Source organism: Amycolatopsis mongoliensis, assembly GCF_030285665.1.
GTDB classification, from domain to species: Bacteria; Actinomycetota; Actinomycetes; order Mycobacteriales; family Pseudonocardiaceae; genus Amycolatopsis; species Amycolatopsis mongoliensis.
This window is the reverse complement of record NZ_CP127295.1, coordinates 3,142,005-3,162,417: the sequence shown is the minus strand read 5'-3', so window position 1 is coordinate 3,162,417 and position 20,413 is coordinate 3,142,005. Positions and strand designations below refer to the sequence as shown.

The window sequence follows — 20,413 nt, the reverse complement described above, 5'->3', positions numbered from 1 at the left end:
GGACAGGGAAGAATCGACGTCCGTGGCGGTACTCCCCGAAGACCTCTCCTCCGCGCTCGACGACGAGCTGGCCCGGCACCCGCTGGCGCGGCTCACCCAGTCCGTCGACCGGCTCAGCACGCGCTACCGCCGGGGTGACGCGGCGACCTCACCCATCCTCAGCTCCGAAGCCGACGTCGCCGCGTACGCCGGCTACCGGATGCCGGCCACCTACGCGGCCGTACACGCTGTGCTCGCCGAAGCCGCTTCGCGCGCGCCCGGCTTCGAGCCGCGTACGCAGGTCGACGTCGGCGGGGGCACCGGCGCCGCGGTCTGGGCGGCCGCCGCCGTGTGGCCGTCGCTGGCCCGCTGCACGGTCCTGGAACAGGTCGCCGGGGCCATCGGGCTCGGCAAGCGGCTCGCCGCCGGGGCGGCACTGCCCGCCGTCCGGGACGCCGAGTGGCGGCGCGGGTTCGTCGACCCGGCCGCGCCGGCGCCGGAAGCCGACCTCGTCACGCTGTCCTACGTGCTCGGCGAGCTGCCGGAAGCCACCCGCGACGACGTCGTGCGCTGGCTGGCGGGCAAAGCCGGGGCGGTCGCGCTGATCGAGCCCGGCACCCCCGCGGGCTACGCACGGATCCGCGCCGCCCGCGCCCGGCTGATCGAGCTGGACCTGCACGTCGTCGCGCCGTGCCCGCACGACGCCGCCTGCCCGATCGTGCCCGGCGAGGACTGGTGCCACTTCTCCGCGCGGCTCCCGCGGTCGGGCCTGCACCGCCGGCTCAAGGCGGGGACGCTCGGGTTCGAGGACGAGAAGTTCGCCTACGTCGTCGCGTCGCGGTCGGTGCCGGAGCGGCCGGACGCACGGATCATCCGGCACCCGAAGAAGCACAAGGGCTGGGTGGCGCTCGACCTCTGCACGGCTGCCGACGGGTTGAAGCCCGGCGTGGCAGTCTCGAAGAAGCAGGGCCCGCGGTACCGCGCGGCCCGGGATGCCGAATGGGGGGACGGCTGGTGACGGTCATCGCGGAGATCAGCATGTCGGCGGACGGGATCGTCGCCGGGCCGGACACCAGCGCCGAGCATCCCCTCGGCCGCGGCGGCGAGCTGCTGCACCACTGGATGTTCGACGGCACCGGCGCCGACGCCACGGTCGCGGCCCGGCTCTTCGAGGGCATCGGCGCGTTCGTCGTCGGGCGCACGATGTTCGAGGCCGGTGTCGATCCGTGGGGGGACGACGGCACGTTCAAGAAGCCCGTCTTCGTCGTGACGAGCCGGCCGCACGAGCCCGTGGTGAAGGGCCCGACGACGTTCACCTTCGTCACCGGCGGCCCGGAAAGCGCACTGCGGCAAGCGAAAGCCGCGGCGGGCGAGGACGACGTGATGGTCATGGGCGGCGGCACCACTCTGCGGCAGTACCTGCTGGCCGGGCTGGTCGACGAGCTGCGCCTGCACGTCGTCCCGCTGCTCTTCGGCGCCGGGGTCCGGCTGTTCGACGCCGAGGTCGGCACGCACGTGAAGCTCGAACGCACCGGCGTCGAGGAGACACCGAACGCGACGCACCTGACGTTCCGCGTCCTGAACTAGGGCATCCGCACGGTCCGCAGGAACGCCGGCAGCAGCCACGGCCGCGGCCCGCCGATCCGGACGCCGCCGCGCAGCACCGCCCGCACGCGGGAAATCCGGCCGAACATCATCGGGACCAGCACCGCCGGGTCGAACGTCAGCCGCACGTCCGCGGTGCCGTCCGGGTCCTCCGCGCGCAACCGGCCGTGCTGCAACGCGAGCACCGCGGGTTTCGTGAACGCCGACCGGAACTCGACCGCGATCCGGCGCGGCGACGGCGTCGCGTCGTCGAGCAGCCGGCCCATGTCGTTGCGCACCATGCCGAACAGGAACAGCTCCAGGAACAGCGCCTCGTGCGCCGCCGGGATCGACCACGGCCGCCGGATCGCCCGCGCGATGTCGAGGCCGTGCAGCAGCATCTCGTTGACCAGGTGCGCGAGCACGCCGGCGACCGGCACGCGCGAGCCGCCCAGCCACCACACCGGCTTCTCCGGGTCCAGGTCCGCGCTGACGAGCAGCACCTCGGCGATGTCCGCGCGCAGCCGCTCGGCCAGCCGGCCGGGGTCGCGTTCCGGGTAGAGCTCGAGCGCCAGCGCGTTCATCCGCGAGATCGTGTCCACGCTGGCCGCGCCGATCGGCTCCTCGAGACCCGGCAGCGGCAGCGGACCGCCGTCACCGCGGATCATCGACGTGTACATCAGTGCGATCATCCCCACGTGCGACGCCGTTTCGGCGATCGACCACTCGCCGAGCGACGTCTCGTCCCCGCACCGCACGCCGGCCACCAGGTCCGCGAACCGGGCGCCGGTCTCCGGCAGCGCGGCGCGCACCGCCTGCCACTTCTCGAGCGTCACGGATTCGACGGTAGGAGCCCGGACGCCGTCCCGGGTCTCCGAAGGTGCGGTTGTCTTCTGGGCATGATCCGGTTCCTGCCCCGGTCGACCCGGTGGCGGGTCGCCCTCTTCGCCGCGCTCGCGTCGGCGCTCGTCCTCGGCCTCGGGTCCTACTGGTTCGTGCGATCGTTGACGACCGGCCTCGAAAACAGCGCACGGGCGCTGGCGAGCGACCGGGTCTCGGCCGTGCTCGCGTTGCTGAACTCCGGAGTGGCCCGGCTGACGTTCCCTCCGGCTCGACAGCACGTCCGGATACATGATCAGCGCCGAGGCGGTGAACCGGTGCTCGACCGGCCTCGGACCGCCGCGGATCGTGGGCAACGCCGAGGTCTACGCGCCGGACTGCGTGATCGTCCAGCCGTACGGCCTCGAAGCTCATCGGCGGCGTCGCCTGGTTCGCCGTGCGGCGGTCGTTGCGCGGTGGGCGGCATCCGCGCCGAGGTCGCCCGCCCGCACGCCGTCGACCTCGGCGACGAGATCACCGAACTGGCCGTGACGAGGAACGAGATGCTGGCCCGGCTCGACCGGTCCACCGTGGGTAGCGGGACCGCAGCGGTAACCGGCCAGTCGGGGGGCGTGCCGGCCGGTTACCGCCGCACCGAGATAGAGGGAGACCCACGCCCAGAATGACGCGCGGCCCGACGCTTCACCCGATCGAGTGACGTAAAGCCGTGAATGGCACATTGAGGGACTTGAAGTCCCTCAATGTGCCATTCACGGCTTTGGGCCGGGGTCAGGCCGGGTCGGCCAGGATGCCGTTGACGTACGAACCCGGGTGGGTTGCCGCGTCCTGGCGCAGCACCGGGAGGTCCGACGGCCACTTCGCGGTCAGCGCCGAAGTCTGGCCCGGCGGGATCGTGTTCAGCTTGGTCGGCGTCCACGCCGGTTCGCCGGCGGCCGGCTTCACGACCGTGATCGTCGCCGACGCCGTCGTCCCCGCGGTCACCTCGTTGTACTTCACGCCGTTGTCGACGCGCGGCAGGTGGTAGACCGGGCCGAACGTCGCGTCGTCCGGGCCGACCAGGTCGACGCCCGGCACGCCGTACAGGCCGCACGTGTGGTCCGTGGTGTTGCGGTAGGTCAGCGGGATGTCGAACTGGCCCGGCGCGTCGTTCTTCTCGGCCGGCTTGCCCAGCAGGACCTCGAGATCCGCCGTCGTGCAGCGCGGCGTCTTCGACGATGCCGGGGCCACCCCGCCACCGGACGCCCCCTGCGCCTGAGCGGCAGGCGCGGCCGGAGCCGGAGTCGCCGGTGCCTGAGCCGCCGTCGCACTGCCGCACGCCGCCAGCGCGAAGGCCCCCGCCACCGTGCCGATCCCCGTCAAGATGCGCTTCATGACATTCCTCCCTGTGTCGGAAAAGCTCAGCTGCTGACCGGCGTGACCCGCACGGTGTCGCCCTTCAGCGGCGCACCCGCGGGCCACTCGACGCTCACCGGCTGGCCGTACGGGCCGGTCGGCAGGTCGAACGTCACCGCGGTCGGCGCGACGGCCGCCGCCGCCGAACGCTGCACGATCCGCGACACGGCCGGGTGGCCTTCGCGCAGGTTCACCGGCACGGACTCGCTCCCGTCCGGCGTCGCGGTGACCGGCAGCCGCTGCCCGCCGGCGATGAAGGTCACCGCCGTCGGCGCGCCTTCGAGCTTGCAGTTCGTCGTCGGCGACGCCGCGGTGTAGGTGAGGACGTAGGCCTCGTGCCCGGCGGCGTTCGACGGGTCGCGCGCCACGGTCACGTGGACGTCCGACGCCCCGCACGGCGTGTCGCTCGGCATGGCGTTCGCGGCCCCGGCCGCCAGGACCAGCCCACCGGCGGCCAGACCCCCGGCGATCAGCGCGGTAACCGTTCGCTTCATGGTCGTCCTCCCTCGTTCCGTGATCATCTGGACTCACTGGGAGAGATGCCCATGACCCGCCCGGGGATGCGCCGCGATGGGGTCGCTCACCCGAAAGCAACCTCGGAGACCGCCGGACGTCAGGACAAACGTCAGCTACGGCCGAAGCAGACGAACGGCATCAGCGGTTCCGCCTGGGCCGCATCGGCCAGGGCACGCGCAGGGGGCGTGCCCGCCGACAGCGCCCGGTGGTAGGCCAGCATCACGCCGCCGGCCGTCCGGTCGTCGACCCGGGCCACGCTCGAGACGACCGTCCGGCTGCCGCCGTAGAGCAACGCCGCCGTGAAGCCGAGAACCTCGTCGCCCTCGCGGACCACCGCCTGGCCGACGTCGCAGGACGACAGCACCACCTGTTCCGGTGCCGTCGCAAGCTGCTGGACGTCGTAGGCCATCAGCGGCCCGTCGGCCAGGTTCAGCCGGGAGAACAGCACGTTCTCCTGTTCGTGGTGACCGTGCGCGGCGAAGTGCGCCAAGCGGCAGCCGTCGAACGCCTTGAGCGTCGCCGCGACCGTCGCGTCCGGGCCGGTCAGCACCTCGGCCTCCGGGTAGAGCGGCGCCAGCAGCGAAACCTCGGCTTCCGCGTGGGTCAGGTCCGAGCCCGCCACCAGCAGCGGTGCCCCGGCGGCGCGGCGCGGACGGCGGCCCGCGTCGAGCCAGGCCGACGACGACGGCGTGACCGTCACCGGGCGCCCGCGCACCGTCGGCAGCAGACCCCACGGGATCGCCGAAAGCGCGCCGGTCGGCACGACGACGACGTCGAGGTCGCCCAGCCGGGCAGCCAGTGGCGCCAGCAGGATCCCGTCCAGGGCCGTGACCTGCGTCCGCACCGAACGGCGGATGACCCGGTCGAGCTGCTGCGGCAGCTGGCGCCCGCACAACGCGTCGAGGTCGCTGTGCAGCCGCGCGACCGGCTCGGCCACGGCCGACGCGGGGCCGAGCTCGATCAGCGCGACCCGGTGGTTCGCGATCACCTGCGCGCACAACGCGCCGTGGTCGGCGAGGAAGCAGACCATCGCGCTGCCGGTCTCGGCGAGCTCGTCGCCGATCTCGCGCAGCTTCACCTCCGGGTGGTCGACGGCGGTGCCCTCGGCCTGCCAGCCCTTGGCGCGGATCTCGCGTTCCAGCGCGGCACACCGCTTCGCGGCCTGGGTGTCGGGCTTCCCGGACAGCTCGCCCGCGCGGATCTGCATCGAGAGGTACCGCAGCTCGGCGACGGCGTCGACGGTCTCCGGGTGCGCGGGCGGGCGCACCGGCCGGAACCGGAAGGCCTGCGCGCGCGAGCGGTCGAGCCACCGGAACACGACGCCGGGCGAACGCTGGGCGAGCGCGGCGGCGAGGCCGGCGTCGGCGAGTTCCTTGCCCAGCGACGTCGTCCCGGTCTGCAGGTCGATGCTGCCGAACCGGCCGCGGTGCCGCTCCAGCTGCGTCAGCCCGGCCCGCGCGTTCGTGAAGGTGGTGCGCCGGTCGCCGCTCGCGGCACCCAGTTCGGCCAGCGCGAGCCGCCGGACCAGGCGGTTCTCCAGCGGCGCGGTCCGCCGGTCGCGCGGGGCGATGCCGGCCCGGGCGCCGTCGAGGTCGCCCAGGGCGATGCGCGCGCGGGCGGCGAGCAGCGCGGCGATCTCCGCGTCGTTGCGCAGCCCCAGTCCGGTGAGCCGGCCGGCCAGCGCGGTCGCCTCGGTGGCGACGCGGGCGATCCGCCGTCCGGCGGCGAAGTCCGCGCGCAGCACGGTCAGTTGCGCGACCGCGGCCCAGGTTTCGTTGCCGCGACGGCGAAAGCGGCGTTCGGCGCGGCCGGCCCAGCTCCGCGAGGCCGACGGCTCGCCGCCGGCCAGCGCGGCCAAGGCGCGGGTCAGCTCGGCTTCGGCGTGTTCCTGGTTCATCCGCAGCCGCGGGAACTGTTCCAGAGCCGCGTCGAGCTCGGCCGCGGCTTCCTGCGGCAGCCCGGCCGCGAGCAGCGCGCGGGCCTTGTCGACGGCCAGCACCGGCAGCATTCCGACGCTCTGTTCGGCGTAGAACCCGCTCGCCGCGTCGAAGTCCCGCAGGGCGCCCGGGATGTCGCCGGTGAGCACGCGGGCCTGGCCGCGGCCGTGCGCCGCCTTGGCGAAGATCCGGGCCAGGCCTTCTTCTTCGGGTTGGCCGGCGCCGATCTGCTCGCACTGGTCGAGGTCGGCGAGCGCGAGCCGGACGCGCCCCGCGTACTGGTGCAGCATCGCGCGGTTGAGCAGCGTCCGGGCGAGCACGACGAACTCGCCGGCCTGCCGCAGCAGGGGGATGGCCTCGTCGAAGCACGTGAGGGCTTCGTCCATCCGGCCGATCAGGATGAGGACGAGACCCCGTTGCTGGCGCAGGATCCCGCGCCCGGCGTCGGACACGAGGACGTCGGCTTCGTCGAGCAGCGCGAGGCCGCGGGTGCTGTTGCCCAGCGCGGTTTCGACGGCGGCGTACGTGCCGAGGACGCGCGTGGCGAGGTCGGGCCAGGCGGGCCACCCGGGCGGCGGTTTCGTCGCCGGCAGGCCGAGAAGCCGCGCGGCGGACCGGATCAGGCGGCCGCCGACCACGGGCTGGCCGTTGTTGGTCGCGGCGACCGCACGCCGGTGCAGGTCGCGTACCCGGTCTTCCGCCCTCGGCGACGCGACCACAGGCTGCCCTCCCGGCCGGGGCCGTCCCCCTCGGCCGAGAAGGACGTCCCGGATCGTACCTCCGGGCTCGGGTGGTCCGGGAGTTTTCGCCGGGTGGCCAGATTTTCACGTCAGGGCGCGATATCCGGTGTGCTGTCGCGCGGCCGAGATGCAGTGAATGACCCATTCACCTCATCCGACGACATGAATGAGTCATTCACGTCGTTCGGGCTGCCGCGGCGCCACCCGACTTCGCCAGGCGAGCGGGTTTTCCCCTCACAGCTCGATGGCCGGTGTGCTCACCGTCCTCGATCGGCCCAGGGTCCGCACCAGCACCTGCACCATCCCGTGCGGCACCCCGCTCACCGCGAAGCGGCCCTCGGCGTCCGATGTGGTCGTCAGGGGGCCGTTCGCGGTGCGCACCTCGATCGGGTGCTCGGCCGGGGGCGTGAGCCAGCCGTCCAGCCGGATCGTCCCGCCCGGCTCGGGGCTCACGTTCACCATGATCGTCAAGCTCTCGCTGTCGAACGTGATGAGCCGGCCCTGCTCCGCCGCGCTGCGCGCGACGACGAGCCCCTCCTGTTCCCGGATCCGCATCACTTCGAGGTCGACATCCTCCAGCTGGATCGCGAAGCGGATCTGCTCCACCAGCGTGGCGGGCATCGGGTCGGCGTCTTCCCACAGCTCGCGCAGTCCGGCCAGCAGCCGGAAGTCGAGCTCGTCCAAGGGCTCGTTCGCGCCGGGTGGTTCGACGGTGGTCACAGCCAATCTCCTTCGCCGTTGGCGAGTAGCTGCTCGCGCAGGCGCGCGAGGCAACGTCCCCTGGTCGGGCCGATACTCCCCCTCGGCATTCCCAGCCGGGCGCCCACTTCGGCGTAGTCCGGCCGGTGCACGAACGCCACGATCCGCAGCAGGCTGCGGCAGCGTTCGGGCAACGTGTCGACCGCGCGCCACAACCTCGCGCGCTGGTCGTCGCGCAGCACCCCCTCCTCGGGTGCCGGTGACGCTTCGGCCAGCCGCTCCGGAAGTTCCGGAAGCGGCCGTTCGACCTGGCGTTTTTCCCCGGTCCGCCAGGCTTCCCGCTTGGTGACGGTGATCAGCCAGCCGGTCAGCGCGACCGGCGAGCGGATCTCCGCGAACGAGCCGAGCAGGCGCAGCCACGTCGTCTGCACGACGTCGGCGGCCTGGTCGACGTCCAGTCCCTGATCGCGCGCGACCTGCCAGAGCAGCGGCGTGAGCAGGGAAACCAGTTCGTCCAGCGCCGCGCGGTCGCCCTCCCGCGCGGCGTCGAACAGTGCCGCTACCCGGCTGTGATCGGTCTTGGCCACGTTCACAACGAGCCCAGCGCGGTCCAAGCGCGCTTGACGACGGTGTCGCGGTCGACCGTGGCCAGGTCGCCGGACTGGAACAGGGCTTTGGCGATCTCGGCGGCGGCGAGCGGCGCGGCGAACGACGTCCCGTCCCAGACCGCGAAGCCGGCGCTGTAGTCGTCCGGGTCGAAGGAGTTCCGGCCGGGCAGCTCGTGGTCGGCGGCCGCGCTGCCGCGGACGTCGGTCGGGTAGGTGCTGACGACGCCGGCGCCGGTGGCCCAGCACCGCACCCACGGGCCTTCGTTGGAGAACAGCGCCTTGCTGGTGCCGACGTCGGGGTTGAGCGCGCCGACGCTGATCACCTGCGGGCCGCAGCCGTTGCCGAGCGGCTGGTCGGCGAAGGCCGCCGGGTAGAAGCGGCGGGTGGTGGCGTCGTTGCCCGCGGCCGCGACGACGAGCACGCCCAGGCCGAGCAGGTCCGCGATGGCCGCGGCGAACTGGCCGGTGAAGGCGACGTCCGCCGGGTCTTCGACGTAGTAGCCCATCGAGATCGAGACGATGTCGACCATGTCCTGGGGCCGGTTGTTCGCCTGCGCGGTGCGGACGCGGTCGGCCAGCAGGTGCAGCGCCAGCAGCACGTCGCCCTCGTACGCGACGCCGTCGCTGTGCACGACGCGGATCGCGAGGGTGTCGGCTTCGGGGCAGGCCTGCCGGATGATGCCGGCGATGAACAGGCCGTGCCCGGTGTCGGTGTCGACGTCGCCGATCAGCGGCTGGCCGGTCGTCGGCGCGTCCCAGTAGTCGGTGAGCAGCTGGGTCGGCAGCGTGGTGCCCGAATCCTGCTCGGCCTGCAGGATCGCGGCCTGGATGCCGGGTGCGACGGTGAGGCCGGCGCCGGCGGGCGGCGGCCCGCTGCGGTCTGCGAGCCCGAACCAGCGGTGCGGGCCGATGCCGGTGTCGAGCACGGCGACGACCGGCCGCCGGTGCGCGGGCTTCTTGCTGCGGTAAGGCGGGTCCGCGGCGAGCGTCACCGGGATCCGGTTGGCCCCGTGGGTGCGCCCGTACGAGCTGCCCGCGCCGAACCCGCTGGTCTCCCACGGCGTGCCGCCGAGGCCGCTGGTCTCCCACGGCACCCCGCCGAACACCGGCGAGGTGAAGAGCAGGTGCTCGACGGAGATCTCCCGGACGATCTCCGGGTCGATCTCGGGGTTCTCGCCCGAAGCGGCCGACCGCAGCAGCTGCAGCGCCCTCCAGCAGTCGACGACGACGGGGTCGGAGTCCTCGCGGATGTGCAGCAGGGCGCGGACGGGCACGTCGTCGAGCTGCCGGACGCGGGCGAACTCCTCGCTGTCGCCGCCGCGGTCGGCCGCCTCGGCGTAGATGCCGATGCGGGCGAGGACGCCGTTGATCGCGGCCAGGGTCTCCTGGTCGCGCAGGTACCGGTTGGGAAGCAGGAAGGTGCCCGGCCGGTAGACGGTCGTGCGCGGAACCGGCTGCCCGGCGGCGACGACCGCCGTCGCCGGGTCGAGCACCCGCGCGCCGTGCCGGTCGAGCAACTGCCTGGGCGGGGTCGGGAGCTCGTTGAGCGTGCTCGCGTCCTCCGAAAAGGCTTCAGTCACTTCCGCGGTCTCGTCCCGCACGAACTTGACGACCATCGGGTCCACCCTCCGCCATTGATCACTGATGGCACCCGGGAAAGACCGGTGAGCCGCCACCGGGATACGACACTGGCGTCACGAATGGGTAACGAGAGCGGCAAATGGGTGACGACGTATCTGGCGGGCCCGCCTCACCCACTTGGCCGTCCGGAAGTCACGGATCGAGTCGGGGAGATCAGCATGGTTCCGCTCCGCGTGAGCGCGCAGGAAGCCGGACGGCCCGCGCCGGTGCGGGGGCTGGGCGGCGCGTTCACCCCGGAGCCCGCCACCGGCGAGGGCAGCTTCGCGGTGCCGCTCGACCTGCCACCGGGTCCCGGCGGCCTCACGCCCGCGCTGGCGCTGCGCTACACCACCGGCGCGCCGAACGGCGCCTTCGGGGGCGGGTTCGCGCTGCCGCTGCCCCACGTCCGGCTGGCCGGCGGCCGCGCGCGCTCCGGCGTCGAGGGCCGGCTCACCCGCCGGGGCGACGGCTTCGTGCTCACCACCCGATCCGGAACCCGGTACGTCCTCGGCACGACCGACGGCGGCCGGTCCGCCGGCACCGCCTGGTACCTCGAACGGACCGAGGACGCGTTCGGCAACGCCGCCGCGTTCGGCTGGGCGCACCACAGCGGCCAGGCGTACCTCGCGCGCGTTTCCTACGGACCTTACGAAGTGGACTTCACGTACGAGCCGCGGCCGGACGTCCTGCGCTGGGGCCGCAGCGGCACCCTCGTGACGACGGCGTTGCGGTGCGCGCGGGTCGACCTGCGGGTGCCCGGGGACGCGCGGCCGCTCGTCCGGCGGTGGCGCTTCGGCTACGACGAAGACGACGTCACCGGTGCGTCCCTGCTGACGTCGGTCGCGCTCACCGGGTTCGACTCGCACGGCGCCGAGGCGGCCGCGCCGGCCCTGCGGCTGGCCTACACCCGCAGGGAACCGCCGGCCCCGCGGCGGGTCCAGTTCGCGGCGAAGGCCCGGACCGGCGGCGGTGCGCTGCTGCTCGGCGACTCCGTGCCCTGCTTCTCCCTGGAGCCCGCCGACCACCCGCGCACCGGGTGGCTGAGCGAGATCGACAACGGGCTCGGGCTGCACACGTCGGTCGAGTACGCGACGGTCGAAGCGGTCCCGGTCGTCCGGCGCGTCACGCGGCGCGAAGCGGTCACCCGGCAGACGGGCGTGACCGAGTTCGAATACCACGACGGCCGCCCCGGCGGCTTCGGCCGCGTCGTCCAGGACGAGCTCGGCGACGAGTACGCACCCACGCTGCGGACCGTGCGCTGGTTCGGCGACGACGGCCTCCTCGACAAGGAAGAGACCTACGGCCTCGACGGCTCCGCCGAGGAAGACCGGCCGTACCGCCGGGTGGAGCGCGCTCACCGTCCGAAGTGGACACGCTCGGTCGTGACCGTGTTCGAGCGCCGGGAGCGGCCGGTCTCGGTCACCACGACGGAGACGGCCTTCGACGCCGCCGGCAACCCGGTCCGGGAGGTGGAGACCACCAAGCGACCCGGCCGCGAACCGGTGGTCCGCGAGACGCGCACGACGTACGCGACCGCGCCCGAACTCCGGTTCGTCGCCCTGCCCGCCCGCGTGCGGGAGCTGGACGGCGGCGGGAAAGTGCTGTCCGACACGGTGTTCCGCTACGACGAGCGACCCGACGGCAGCGCCGGGTCCCACGGCCTGCTCACCGCGCGGGAGGAGCTGGTGCTCACCGACGCGCTCGTCGCCGGCGTCTACGGCCAGGTCCCGCCGGACTTCCGGCACCACGGCTACCACCGCCGCACCGGGGAGGACGGCTGGTGGGTGACGACGTTCCACGGGCGGCTCGACACCGTCGCCGGGCTGCGCACCACGACGACCGGGCCGAACGGCCACACCCACGAGGTGCGCTATTCGGCCGACCGGTGCTTCCCCGAGGTGGCCTCGGATCCGCTGGGGAACGTGACGTCGACGCGGTACGACGTCCGCACGGCGCGCGTGTGCGAGGTGACCGACCCGGCGGGCGCGGTGACGACGGTGACCCTCGACCCGCTGGGGCGCCCCGAAACCGTCGTGCGGCCGGGCGACTCGGCGGACCTGCCGACCGTCCGGTACCGCTACGACGGGGCGCGGGTCACCACCGAGCAGCGGGCGGTGTCCGGCGAAGCGGAGGTGATCGTGACGTCGGAGCTGCGCGACGGCGCCGGCCGGCTGCTGCAGCGCCGGCACGCCGAGCTGCTCGGCGACGTCGTCGACGAGCACCACGAGTACTGCGCGCGCGGCCTGGTGTGCCGGACGAGCCGGGCGTTCCGGGACGGCGACCCGCCGAGCGCCCCGGCGGAGTTCCGCTACGACGCGCTGGGCCGTCCACTGAGGACGTCCACATCGGACGTACCGGTGGCGGCCGTGCGGGACCTGCTCGGCCGGGAGATCCGCGACGCCGACGGCACCGTGCACGCCCGGGACGCCGCCGGCAACCCGGTCGAGACGCGGACCGCGAGCGGGCACACGGTGTACCGCGTGCACGACGCGGCCGACCGGGTGGTCGCGGTGCTGGTCGACGATCCCGGCGGGACCCCGGTCACGACGTTCACCTACCACGACGGCGGGCTCCCGGTGCCGCTCGAAGCCGGGCCGCACAGCTGCGGGCGGCTGGTGCGCGTCGCGGACGAATCCGGCGTGACGCTGTTCGGCTACGACGCGCTCGGGCACCCGGCCGAACGGCGCTGGCGGCCGGCGCACGTGGCCGTCGAGTACCGGCTGGACGTCGTGCGCCGCGCGGACGGCCGGCTGTCCGAAGTGGTCTACCCCGACGCCGGCGACGGGCGGCTGACCGTCCACCACCAGTACGACGAGGTCGGGCGGCTGGTGAGCGTGCCCGGCTTCGTCGACGCCATCCAGTACGACCTGCACGGCCGCCGCACCGTGGTGCACTACGCGAACGGCGTCAGCGAGCACTTCGCGCCGAAGCACGTCATCAGGGGGCCGGGTGGGCTGCTGCACGAGGTCGCGCTCCGCGATCCCGAGGAAACGCCGTCGGGCAGCGAGATCCGCGACGCGTTCGGCCGCCTGCGCGGGGTGCACGGCGACGACGGCGTCAACGCGCTGTACGGCTACGACCACACCGGCCGCCGGGTCCGCACGCTGATCACCGACGGCACGCGCATCCACGAGGTCCTGACACCGGACGACCTGTACGCGGTCGAGGACGGCGAGCTGGTGGTCGTGGTGGCGGGCACGGTGCGCCACTTCGCGGACGGCCGGCGCCACTACCTGCACTTCGACGCGGCCGACACCATCGCCTTGATCACCGACGAGACCGGCGCCGTCGTGAGTGGTTAGGGCGGTTCTAACCGCCCTAACCACTCACGACCGGTTCGGGTTTCAGTCGAGGACGGCCAGGTCGAGCCGGCCGAGGCGCTCGGGGTCGGCGAGGATGTCGATCTCCACGATCCGCCCGCCGGCCACCGTGAAGCCCAGCACCGAGAACGGCCGTCCGTCCCGGGTGCCGACCACGCCCGCCGCGCCGTTGACCAGCGCCCGGCGGACCACGCCGCCGCCCGCGCCGAGGCGGGAGAACGTCAGTGCCTGGTTGGCCACCGCCGCCGGGCCGTGCACCTCGATCGAACCGCCCAGCGCCGCCCCGCGGTCGGCGCGCAGCACGACCTCCGGGTCGAGGACCGAGACGAGGGCGTCGAAGTCGCCGCCGCGGGCCGCCGCCAGGAAGGCGTCGACGACTTCGCGCTGCCGGGACAGGTCCGGGTCCGGCGCGACCGGGGCGCCCTGGACCCGCCGCCGGGCGCGGCTCGCGAGCTGCCGGGTCGCCGCCTCCGACCGGCCGACGATCGGCGCGATCTCCTCGAACGGCATCGCGAACATGTCCCGCAGCACGAACGCCAGCCGCTCGCCGGGGGTGAGCGTGTCGAGCACGACCAGCAGCGCGAGACCGACCGAGTCCGCCATCAGCGCCTCGTGCTCGGGCCCGGCGTCGTCGCGGCTGACGATCGGGTCGGGCACCAGGACGTCCCACGGCTCCTCGCGCCGGGCCTTGCGCGAGCGCAGCATGTCGAGGCAGACGCGCCCGACGACCGTCGTCAGCCAGCCGCCCAGGTTTTCGACGGCGGCCGAGTCGCTCCGGCTCAGCCGCAGCCACGACTCCTGGACCGCGTCCTCGGCCTCGCTCAGCGAGCCCAGCATCCGGTAGGCGACCGACCGCAGGTGGCCGCGGTGGGCTTCGAAGCTGTCAGCCAGCAGATCGTCGTTCACGGGGTGCGTCCTTTCGCTGCGTCACCACCTTGACGCATCGCGCGGCGAGTTTGTGACAGATCGGACGACTGGGTACCAGCCACCGGTATCCACCCTTGACGTATGATATATGACCCCACAATCATCGGACCTCTCCAACGAAGGAGCGGCCATGAGAGTCCGAGCCTGCCTCGCCGCGGTCATCGTGCTGCTGACGAGCCTGGTCACCCCCGCGCACGCCGAGCTGGACAACCCGCGCCAGGACTGGCTGCGGGCTTCGACGGCCGGGCTGTTCCTGCACTGGGGCATGTTCACCGCGCCGCGGCACACCGACTGCGCCGCCTGGGAGCACGACGTCACCGCCGGCGGCTGGACGCCGGACTACTGGATCGACGAGGCGACGAAGCTCGGCGCGTCCTACGTCGTGCTCACCACCTTCCACAGCCGGCTGGGCTACGCGCGGCCGTGGCCGTCGAAGATCCCGGGCAGCTGCTCGACGCAGCGCGACTTCCTCGGCGAGCTGATCGCCGCCGGCCGGGCCAAGGGCGTCCGGGTGATGCTCTACATGACCGACGACCCCCAGTGGCACAACGAAACCGGCCGCGAGTCGCTCGACTCGGCCGCCTACTCGGCGTACAAGGGCCACCCGGTCGACCTGACGACCCGCCCGGGCTTCGGCGAGTACGGCTACGACCTGTTCGACGAGGTCATGAACCGCTACTCCGACCTCGCCGGGTTCTGGATCGACAACGACAACGAGTACTGGGAGCAGCACGGGCTCTACGAGCACATCCGCGAGAAGCGGCCGTCCTGGTTGCTGAGCAACAACAACGAGGACACGCCGATCATGGACACGGTCAGCAACGAGCAGAAGACCGGCATGACGCCGTCCTACGACTACCCGCAGGCGATCTCCACGCCGATGCCGCGGCTCACCGAGGCCGACTACAAGCTGCCGACCAACGGCGACTGGTGGTACAGCGGCGGCGACCAGGCCGTCGACGTCCGGCTCTCCACCGGCCGCTACATCACGAACGCGGGCTCGTCGATCAAGTCGCTGATGGCCGAAACCGCCATGCTGAACGGGAAGTTCCCGCCGCAGCAGGAAGCGTTCAACAGCTTCATGGCGTCCTGGACCCAGCCGATCAAGGAGTCGCTGCAGGGCACCGAAGGCGGCGGCTACCTGTACGGCGGCATGCAGCCGGGCTTCTGGAACGACGGCGCGCACGGCGTCATCACCGTCAAGCCCGGCGCGAAGACGCAGTACGTGCACGTCGTCACCCGGCTCTCGACGAACCTGGTCCGCCTGCGCGACAACGGCTACCGCGTCACCGGCGTGTCCGACGTGCGCACCGGGAAACCGCTGCGGTTCGCCCAGTCCGGCGGCTATCTGTCCATTCTGGACATCACGGACTGGGACACCTACGACACGGTGTTCGAAGTGGACACCGCAGGGCAGCAGTACTTCTACGACAAGAGCACGATCAAGGCGACCGCGTCGGCGTCGGCACCGGGGCACCCGGCGGCGAACCTGACAGACGGCAGCTACCTGGACTACTGGGACGCGGGCGGTCAGCAGCCGGTGTCGGTGACGCTGGACCTCGGCCAGAAGCGGTCCACGGCCTACCTGGCGGTGCACGAGCGCGAGTCGTCGCCGACGGCCGCGCGCGAGTCCTTCGGCCGCGCCGAGGATTCCGCGCGGATCAAGGACTACCGCGTCTACGCCAGCGACGACGGGAAGAACTGGGGCACGCCGGTGCGCACCGGCGCCCTGCCGAGCACCCGCGGCGTGCAGTTCGTCGACGTCGGCGAGGTGCACGCGCGCTACCTCAAGCTCGAGGTGCTGAACACGTGGTCCGGCCCGCAGGCCAAGCCGTTCTTCCACCAGCTCGCGCTCGACGAGATCGACGTCGCCTACGGTTACCCCGACCCCCGCGGCGAGGTGCCGCTGGAGGCGGAGTCGTGGCGCAACGGCTTCGAGGGCAAGGCATCGCCGGTGTGGTGCGAGGCGTGCTCCGGCACGAACGAGGTCACCGGCCTCGACCGCGGCGCGGTCACCTTCCGCGACGTCCGGGCCGCCGGCCCCTCCCGGCTGCAGCTGGACACCACGGGCTCGGGCTCGCTTTCGGTGAGCGTGAACGGCACCGCGCCGATCGCGGTCACGATCCCGGCGACGGCGCCCGGCGTGGTGACGTCGACGGCGGTTCCGGTGCCGTTGACCGGCGGGCCCAACACGATCAAGGTCTCCGGGACGGCGGGCCTCGACCGGATCGCGGTGGCGCCGCTGCCGCCCGAGTCGTCCACGCCGAGGACGACCTTGACGGTGGAACCCGCCGGCGTGCACTGGGTTTCGCCGGGCCAGCAGGCCCTGAAGATCACCGCGTCCCTGCGGCTCGACGTCGACGACCCGGTCGACCAGGTGTCACTCGCCCCGGTCGTCCCGGAGGGCTGGACGCTCCAGGGCGCCCCGGTGACCGCGGCGCGCCTGGGACTCGGCCAGGTCCTGAGTGGATCGTGGACGGTGACGGCGCCGGCGGCCCAGGACGTCACCATCCCCGTCACGGCGTCGTTCACCACGCTCGGCCGCGCGAGGTCGGTCGGCAAGCCGGTGCAGGTGACGCCGCGCCCGGCCGACCGGGTGTTCATGCGCGAAGCGGAGGATTCGGCCAACGACATCGGCGACGCCGGTGTCACCAGCTGCTCGGCGTGCTCGGGCGGGCAGAAGGTGCGCAACATCGGCGGCAGCGCGGGGGCGGCGGTGACGTTCCCCGCCGTGACGGTGGGCGCGGCCGGGCAGTACCGGCTCTACCTCGACTTCACCGTCAACGGCGATCGGTCGTACTTCGTGTCGGTCAACGGCGGGGCGCCGGTGGAGGTCAAGGTCAGCGGCGTCGGCAACAGCACGCCGTACACCACTTCGGTCCCGGTGACGCTGAACGCGGGCGCCAACGTGATCCGGATCGGCAACGCCCGCTCGGGCGCTCCGGATCTGGACCGGATTTCACTGGGTTAGCTCGCGCAGCACCCGGGCCGGGTCGATGTCGACAGCGCGGCCCGGGTCCCCGCCCGCCTCGCTCCAGGCGACGGAGACCCACAGCTCGGCGTAGTCCCCGCGCTCGACGCCGGGCAGCTGCCAGGTGATCCGCGCGCCGTCGAGTTCGACGGCGTCGGCCAGCTTCCCCGACCAGTACGGCGGAACGTGCCGCCCCTCGCGGGAACAGCGGCGCAGCGCCTCGACGCCGGGACCGCCGACGCTCACCACGGCCTCGGCGGTCTCGACGGTGAAGACGCCTTCGCCACCGCGTGCGTCGGCCGGCGGACCGGCGAGCTCGGCCTGGACGACGAACTCGCTGAGCGCTTCCCGGGCCAGCACCCGGAAGACGACGGTCTCCCGGGTCACGCCGGGCTGCTCGGGCGCGGTGGTCCCGGCCAGGACGTCGAGCCGCACGGACCGGTGCCGCCACCGGCACAGCCGCGCCCCGGAGCCGAGCTCCCAGGTGTGTTCGGGTTTCGCGGGTACGTCCCAGCCACCGATGCGGACGGCGAACCGCACGTCACCGAGCGGGGTGACGACGTCGAGCGCCCGTGGCGGTGTCCGCGACAGGACTTCCGTGTCCAGCATGCAGACATCCTTACCCCGCTCCGCGACCCGCGAAAATGCGCTGCGCGAACGTCACCCGTCCGTGGAAGGTGCCTGCACTCCCGCCGACCGGCGCGGTGATCGCGCGGGACGGCCCCGTCGTCCGGACCCACTACGGCACGCACGGCGAGGTCGGCCACGGGCCACTGCCCGAGGGTGATCTCGACACGCTCGTCGCCCGGCAAGTCGAGGCGTTCGCCCGCCGGAACGAGCCGGTGGTGTGGCCGGTGTACGCCGGCGACGCCGGGCTTGCCGAGTGCCTGCTCGCCGCGGGCTTCGCCGCCGAGCAGGAACGGACGGTCCTCGTCCGTCCGATCGGGACGGACCGCACGGAGTTGCGCGGGATCGGGGACTGGACCGACCACGAGCGCATCACGGCCCTCGCGGAGGCGACCGGCCCGCACCGCCGTTCGTACCCCGAGTTCGCCGCCGACCTGCACCCGGGCGAGCTGTCGGCCGAGGTCGTGTTCGACGAAGCCGGCCACGCCGCGTGGGCGGCGGCCGGCGAATTCATGGTCCTCGGTGGCGTCACCGACCCCGGCTTCGCCGCCGCGCTGGCCGCTCGCGACTGGCGCAGCCCGGCGCGCCCGGCCTGGCGGCGTCATCCCGAGGTGCGGTACTTCCTCGCCGAAGCCACCGGTGACCTGCGTATCGCCTTCGAGGCGGCGGGAATGCGGGCGATCACCACCGTCACCCGCCACCACCTGCCCGCCCTCGGCGAGCCCGCGCGGACCCGGCCGGTGCGCGTGCTCTTCAAGGATCCGGACGCCGACGAGATCTGGGCACGCTTCCGCGAGAGGTTCGCCTTCCGGCCCGACATGCGGGAGTTCCCCGGCGTCACCGAACCGGCGGGTTCGGCGACCTGGCACGTCGGCGACCTCGAAGACGCCCGGCTGGACGCCCTGGACGACATCGTCCACAAGGGACTGCGGGTCGCCGGCGAGGAGCTGTGCCGGCTCGACTGGCAGCACGTCGGCTACCGGTTCGACCCCGCACGGGTCGACGGCGCCGGACCGCGGTGGCCCGGCGCCGTCTTCCCGGACGGGGATTACCACAGCTACCTGACGCGTGACCTCCGCCTGGGCACTTTCGGGCACCCGTGGGAAGAAACGGTCTGCGTCCGGGGCGAGCTCCTCACGCGAATCGATGCCGAGCTGACCGCCGCGTTCGGAGAGCCGATGCGACGCTCAGAAGCCTGAGGTGCCGTTCGGCGTCCCCAAACCGGTGGGCCCGTCGTAGCCCGCGCCCGCCGTGCAGAGGTAGCTCCCGCCGCAGCTGCCGTTCGAGCCCGACGTCACGTCGTACAGCCCGCCGGTGTGCGCGTACGGGTACGACCCCGACGTCACCGCGTTCCCCGCCAGCGCGTACACGCTCGCGATCACCGGCGACGACAGGCTCGTGCCGCCGACCTGCACCCAGCCGTCCGCGCCCTGCGCGAGCCCCAGCGACAGCAGCAGGTCGCAGAACGACGAGCTGCCGCAGCTGTTGTACGTGTCGTAGACCCCGAGCCCGGTGGCCGGGTCCGCGACCGCCGAGACGTCCGCGACCGTCCTCTTGGCACACCCGGTGTCGTGCTGCCACGCGGGTTTCGCCTCCAGCGCGGAACACCCGGAGCCGCTGCCCTTCCACGTCGTCTCGGTCCAGCCGCGCGCGGTGCTCGTCGACTTCTTCAGCGTCGTGCCACCGACGGCGGTGACGTACGGCGAGGACGCCGGCCAGCTGACGCCGTACCCGGAGTCACCCGAGGACGCCGTGACGGCGATGCCCGGGTGGTTCAGGTGCGCGTCCGCGGCGAGGATCGTCGAATCCTCGGTGCCGCCGTAGCTGTTGGAGATCGCCACCACGCCCGGCGTCGCCGCGGCCGTGTCGACCGCCGTCATCAGCGGGTCGGTGTCCGGGGAATCGGCTTCCACCAGCAGGATCTTGCAGTCCGGGCAGGTCGCCGACACGGCGTCGAGGTCGAGGCTGATCTCCATCGCCCAGCCGTAGTCGGGCGCCGGCAGCGGGCTCGCCGCGCCGTTCTGGTTGACCTTCTTGAAGCAGCCGTTGGCCGTCGTGCACGGCGACAGCCCCCGTGCCGAACGGAACTTGGCCAAGTCGGCTTCGGCGGTGGGCGCGTCCTGCGCGTCGACGATGGCGACCGTCTTGCCGTTGGCGTGCAGGCCACCGAGGTTGTAGGCGGCCTGGATCTCCGCCGGGCCGTAGCCGACCGGCGTGGACGTGAGCAGCGGGCCGTTGCCCTTGGGCGAGCGGATCGCCTTGCCGAGGCAGTGCATCTTGCCGGAGGTGGCGCAGCCGAAGTTGACCACGCCGCCGCTCTGCAGCGGCGCGGCTTGGGCGGGTGAGGCGACGGCCACCGACAGCGGGGCCGCGACGAGGGAGAGGGAAACGAGGGACCGGAGCAGCCGCGAAGGGGCCATGCCTACTCCTCGGTAGGGGACGAGGTGTGGCACGGGATCGTCGCATGTCACCCGGTCGAGGTCACCCGTCCGAAGGATGTTTCTCGGTTCAGTCATTCGCCCACCGCGCGGCCAACCGGACGAAGGGTCACGAACCGCCTCACCCTGGAGAGTCATTGGTCCAGACAAGTGTTACCGAAAAGTGACCAATGCTCCGCTGACCGGCAGCTAATTTGTTGTGACTCACAACGAAT

At 72.8% G+C, this 20,413-nt stretch carries 16 protein-coding genes; 6 read left to right on the top strand and 10 right to left on the bottom strand.

Annotated elements, in window-relative coordinates:
* The first annotated feature begins 22 nt into the window (after positions 1–22).
* Both QRX60_RS15410 and QRX60_RS15405 read left to right on the top strand, forming a co-directional pair.
* The gene (locus QRX60_RS15410; protein ID WP_286001457.1) at positions 23–997 is read left to right on the top strand and encodes a small ribosomal subunit Rsm22 family protein; all 975 of its coding nucleotides are present in this window, start codon (positions 23–25) and stop codon (positions 995–997) included.
* Positions 994–1,566: a dihydrofolate reductase family protein gene (locus tag QRX60_RS15405; RefSeq protein WP_286001456.1), complete on the top strand. Its 573-nt coding sequence runs from the start codon at positions 994–996 to the stop codon at positions 1,564–1,566. Before QRX60_RS15410 ends, QRX60_RS15405 begins: the two co-directional genes overlap by 4 nt.
* Here the strand turns inward: QRX60_RS15405 and QRX60_RS15400 are convergent.
* Positions 1,563–2,399, bottom strand: coding sequence for a maleylpyruvate isomerase N-terminal domain-containing protein (locus QRX60_RS15400; protein WP_286001455.1), 837 nt, complete (start codon positions 2,397–2,399; stop codon positions 1,563–1,565). The two genes, QRX60_RS15405 and QRX60_RS15400, sit on opposite strands and share 4 nt — an antisense overlap.
* Positions 2,400–2,462: 63 nt before the next feature.
* Here QRX60_RS15400 and QRX60_RS15395 point away from each other — a divergent pair, with 63 nt between their 5' ends.
* On the top strand, positions 2,463–3,068 hold the full coding sequence (locus QRX60_RS15395) for a hypothetical protein (protein WP_286001454.1): 606 nt from the start codon (positions 2,463–2,465) through the stop codon (positions 3,066–3,068).
* Between the two features lie 103 nt (positions 3,069–3,171).
* Here the strand turns inward: QRX60_RS15395 and QRX60_RS15390 are convergent, their stop codons facing one another.
* From QRX60_RS15390 to QRX60_RS15365, 6 genes are all read right to left on the bottom strand, one after another.
* Positions 3,172–3,774, bottom strand: a complete 603-nt coding sequence (locus QRX60_RS15390) for a DUF4232 domain-containing protein (protein WP_286001453.1) — start codon at positions 3,772–3,774, stop codon at positions 3,172–3,174.
* Between the two features lie 26 nt (positions 3,775–3,800).
* Positions 3,801–4,289 carry a DUF4232 domain-containing protein gene (locus QRX60_RS15385; protein WP_286001452.1) on the bottom strand — a complete coding sequence of 163 codons (489 nt, stop codon included), beginning with the start codon at positions 4,287–4,289 and terminating at the stop codon, positions 3,801–3,803.
* Positions 4,290–4,420: 131 nt separating this feature from the next.
* Positions 4,421–6,967, bottom strand: a complete 2,547-nt coding sequence (locus QRX60_RS15380; protein WP_286001451.1) for a CHAT domain-containing protein — start codon at positions 6,965–6,967, stop codon at positions 4,421–4,423.
* A 255-nt stretch (positions 6,968–7,222) separates the two neighbouring features.
* The gene (locus QRX60_RS15375; RefSeq protein ID WP_286001450.1) at positions 7,223–7,708 is read right to left on the bottom strand and encodes a hypothetical protein; all 486 of its coding nucleotides are present in this window, start codon (positions 7,706–7,708) and stop codon (positions 7,223–7,225) included.
* Positions 7,705–8,280, bottom strand: coding sequence for an RNA polymerase sigma factor (locus QRX60_RS15370; protein WP_332845833.1), 576 nt, complete (start codon positions 8,278–8,280; stop codon positions 7,705–7,707). Before QRX60_RS15370 ends, QRX60_RS15375 begins: the two co-directional genes overlap by 4 nt.
* A complete protein-coding gene (locus QRX60_RS15365; RefSeq protein WP_286001448.1) occupies positions 8,277–9,911 on the bottom strand; it encodes a S8 family serine peptidase in 1,635 nt (544 codons plus the stop codon). The genes QRX60_RS15370 and QRX60_RS15365 overlap by 4 nt, the downstream gene beginning before the upstream one ends.
* Before the next feature lie 183 nt (positions 9,912–10,094).
* Between QRX60_RS15365 and QRX60_RS15360 the strand changes: the two genes are divergently transcribed.
* A complete protein-coding gene (locus QRX60_RS15360; RefSeq protein WP_286001447.1) occupies positions 10,095–13,217 on the top strand; it encodes a SpvB/TcaC N-terminal domain-containing protein in 3,123 nt (1,040 codons plus the stop codon).
* A 42-nt stretch (positions 13,218–13,259) separates the two neighbouring features.
* On the opposite strand, the gene QRX60_RS15355 is transcribed toward QRX60_RS15360, so the two are convergent.
* Entirely contained in the window at positions 13,260–14,141 is an 882-nt protein-coding gene (locus QRX60_RS15355) for a sigma-70 family RNA polymerase sigma factor (protein WP_286001446.1), read from the bottom strand.
* Between the two features lie 151 nt (positions 14,142–14,292).
* On the opposite strand from QRX60_RS15355, the gene QRX60_RS15350 reads away from it, so the two are divergent.
* Positions 14,293–17,133, top strand: coding sequence for an alpha-L-fucosidase (locus QRX60_RS15350; protein ID WP_286001445.1), 2,841 nt, complete (start codon positions 14,293–14,295; stop codon positions 17,131–17,133).
* On the opposite strand, the gene QRX60_RS15345 is transcribed toward QRX60_RS15350, so the two are convergent.
* Positions 17,122–17,742, bottom strand: a complete 621-nt coding sequence (locus QRX60_RS15345; protein ID WP_286001444.1) for a hypothetical protein — start codon at positions 17,740–17,742, stop codon at positions 17,122–17,124. The two genes, QRX60_RS15350 and QRX60_RS15345, sit on opposite strands and share 12 nt — an antisense overlap.
* Positions 17,743–17,810: 68 nt before the next feature.
* On the opposite strand from QRX60_RS15345, the gene QRX60_RS15340 reads away from it, so the two are divergent.
* Entirely contained in the window at positions 17,811–18,959 is a 1,149-nt protein-coding gene (locus tag QRX60_RS15340) for a DUF2716 domain-containing protein (protein WP_286001443.1), read from the top strand.
* On the opposite strand, the gene QRX60_RS15335 is transcribed toward QRX60_RS15340, so the two are convergent.
* Entirely contained in the window at positions 18,948–20,180 is a 1,233-nt protein-coding gene (locus QRX60_RS15335) for a S53 family peptidase (RefSeq protein ID WP_286001442.1), read from the bottom strand. The two genes, QRX60_RS15340 and QRX60_RS15335, sit on opposite strands and share 12 nt — an antisense overlap.
* Positions 20,181–20,413 lie beyond the last annotated feature (233 nt).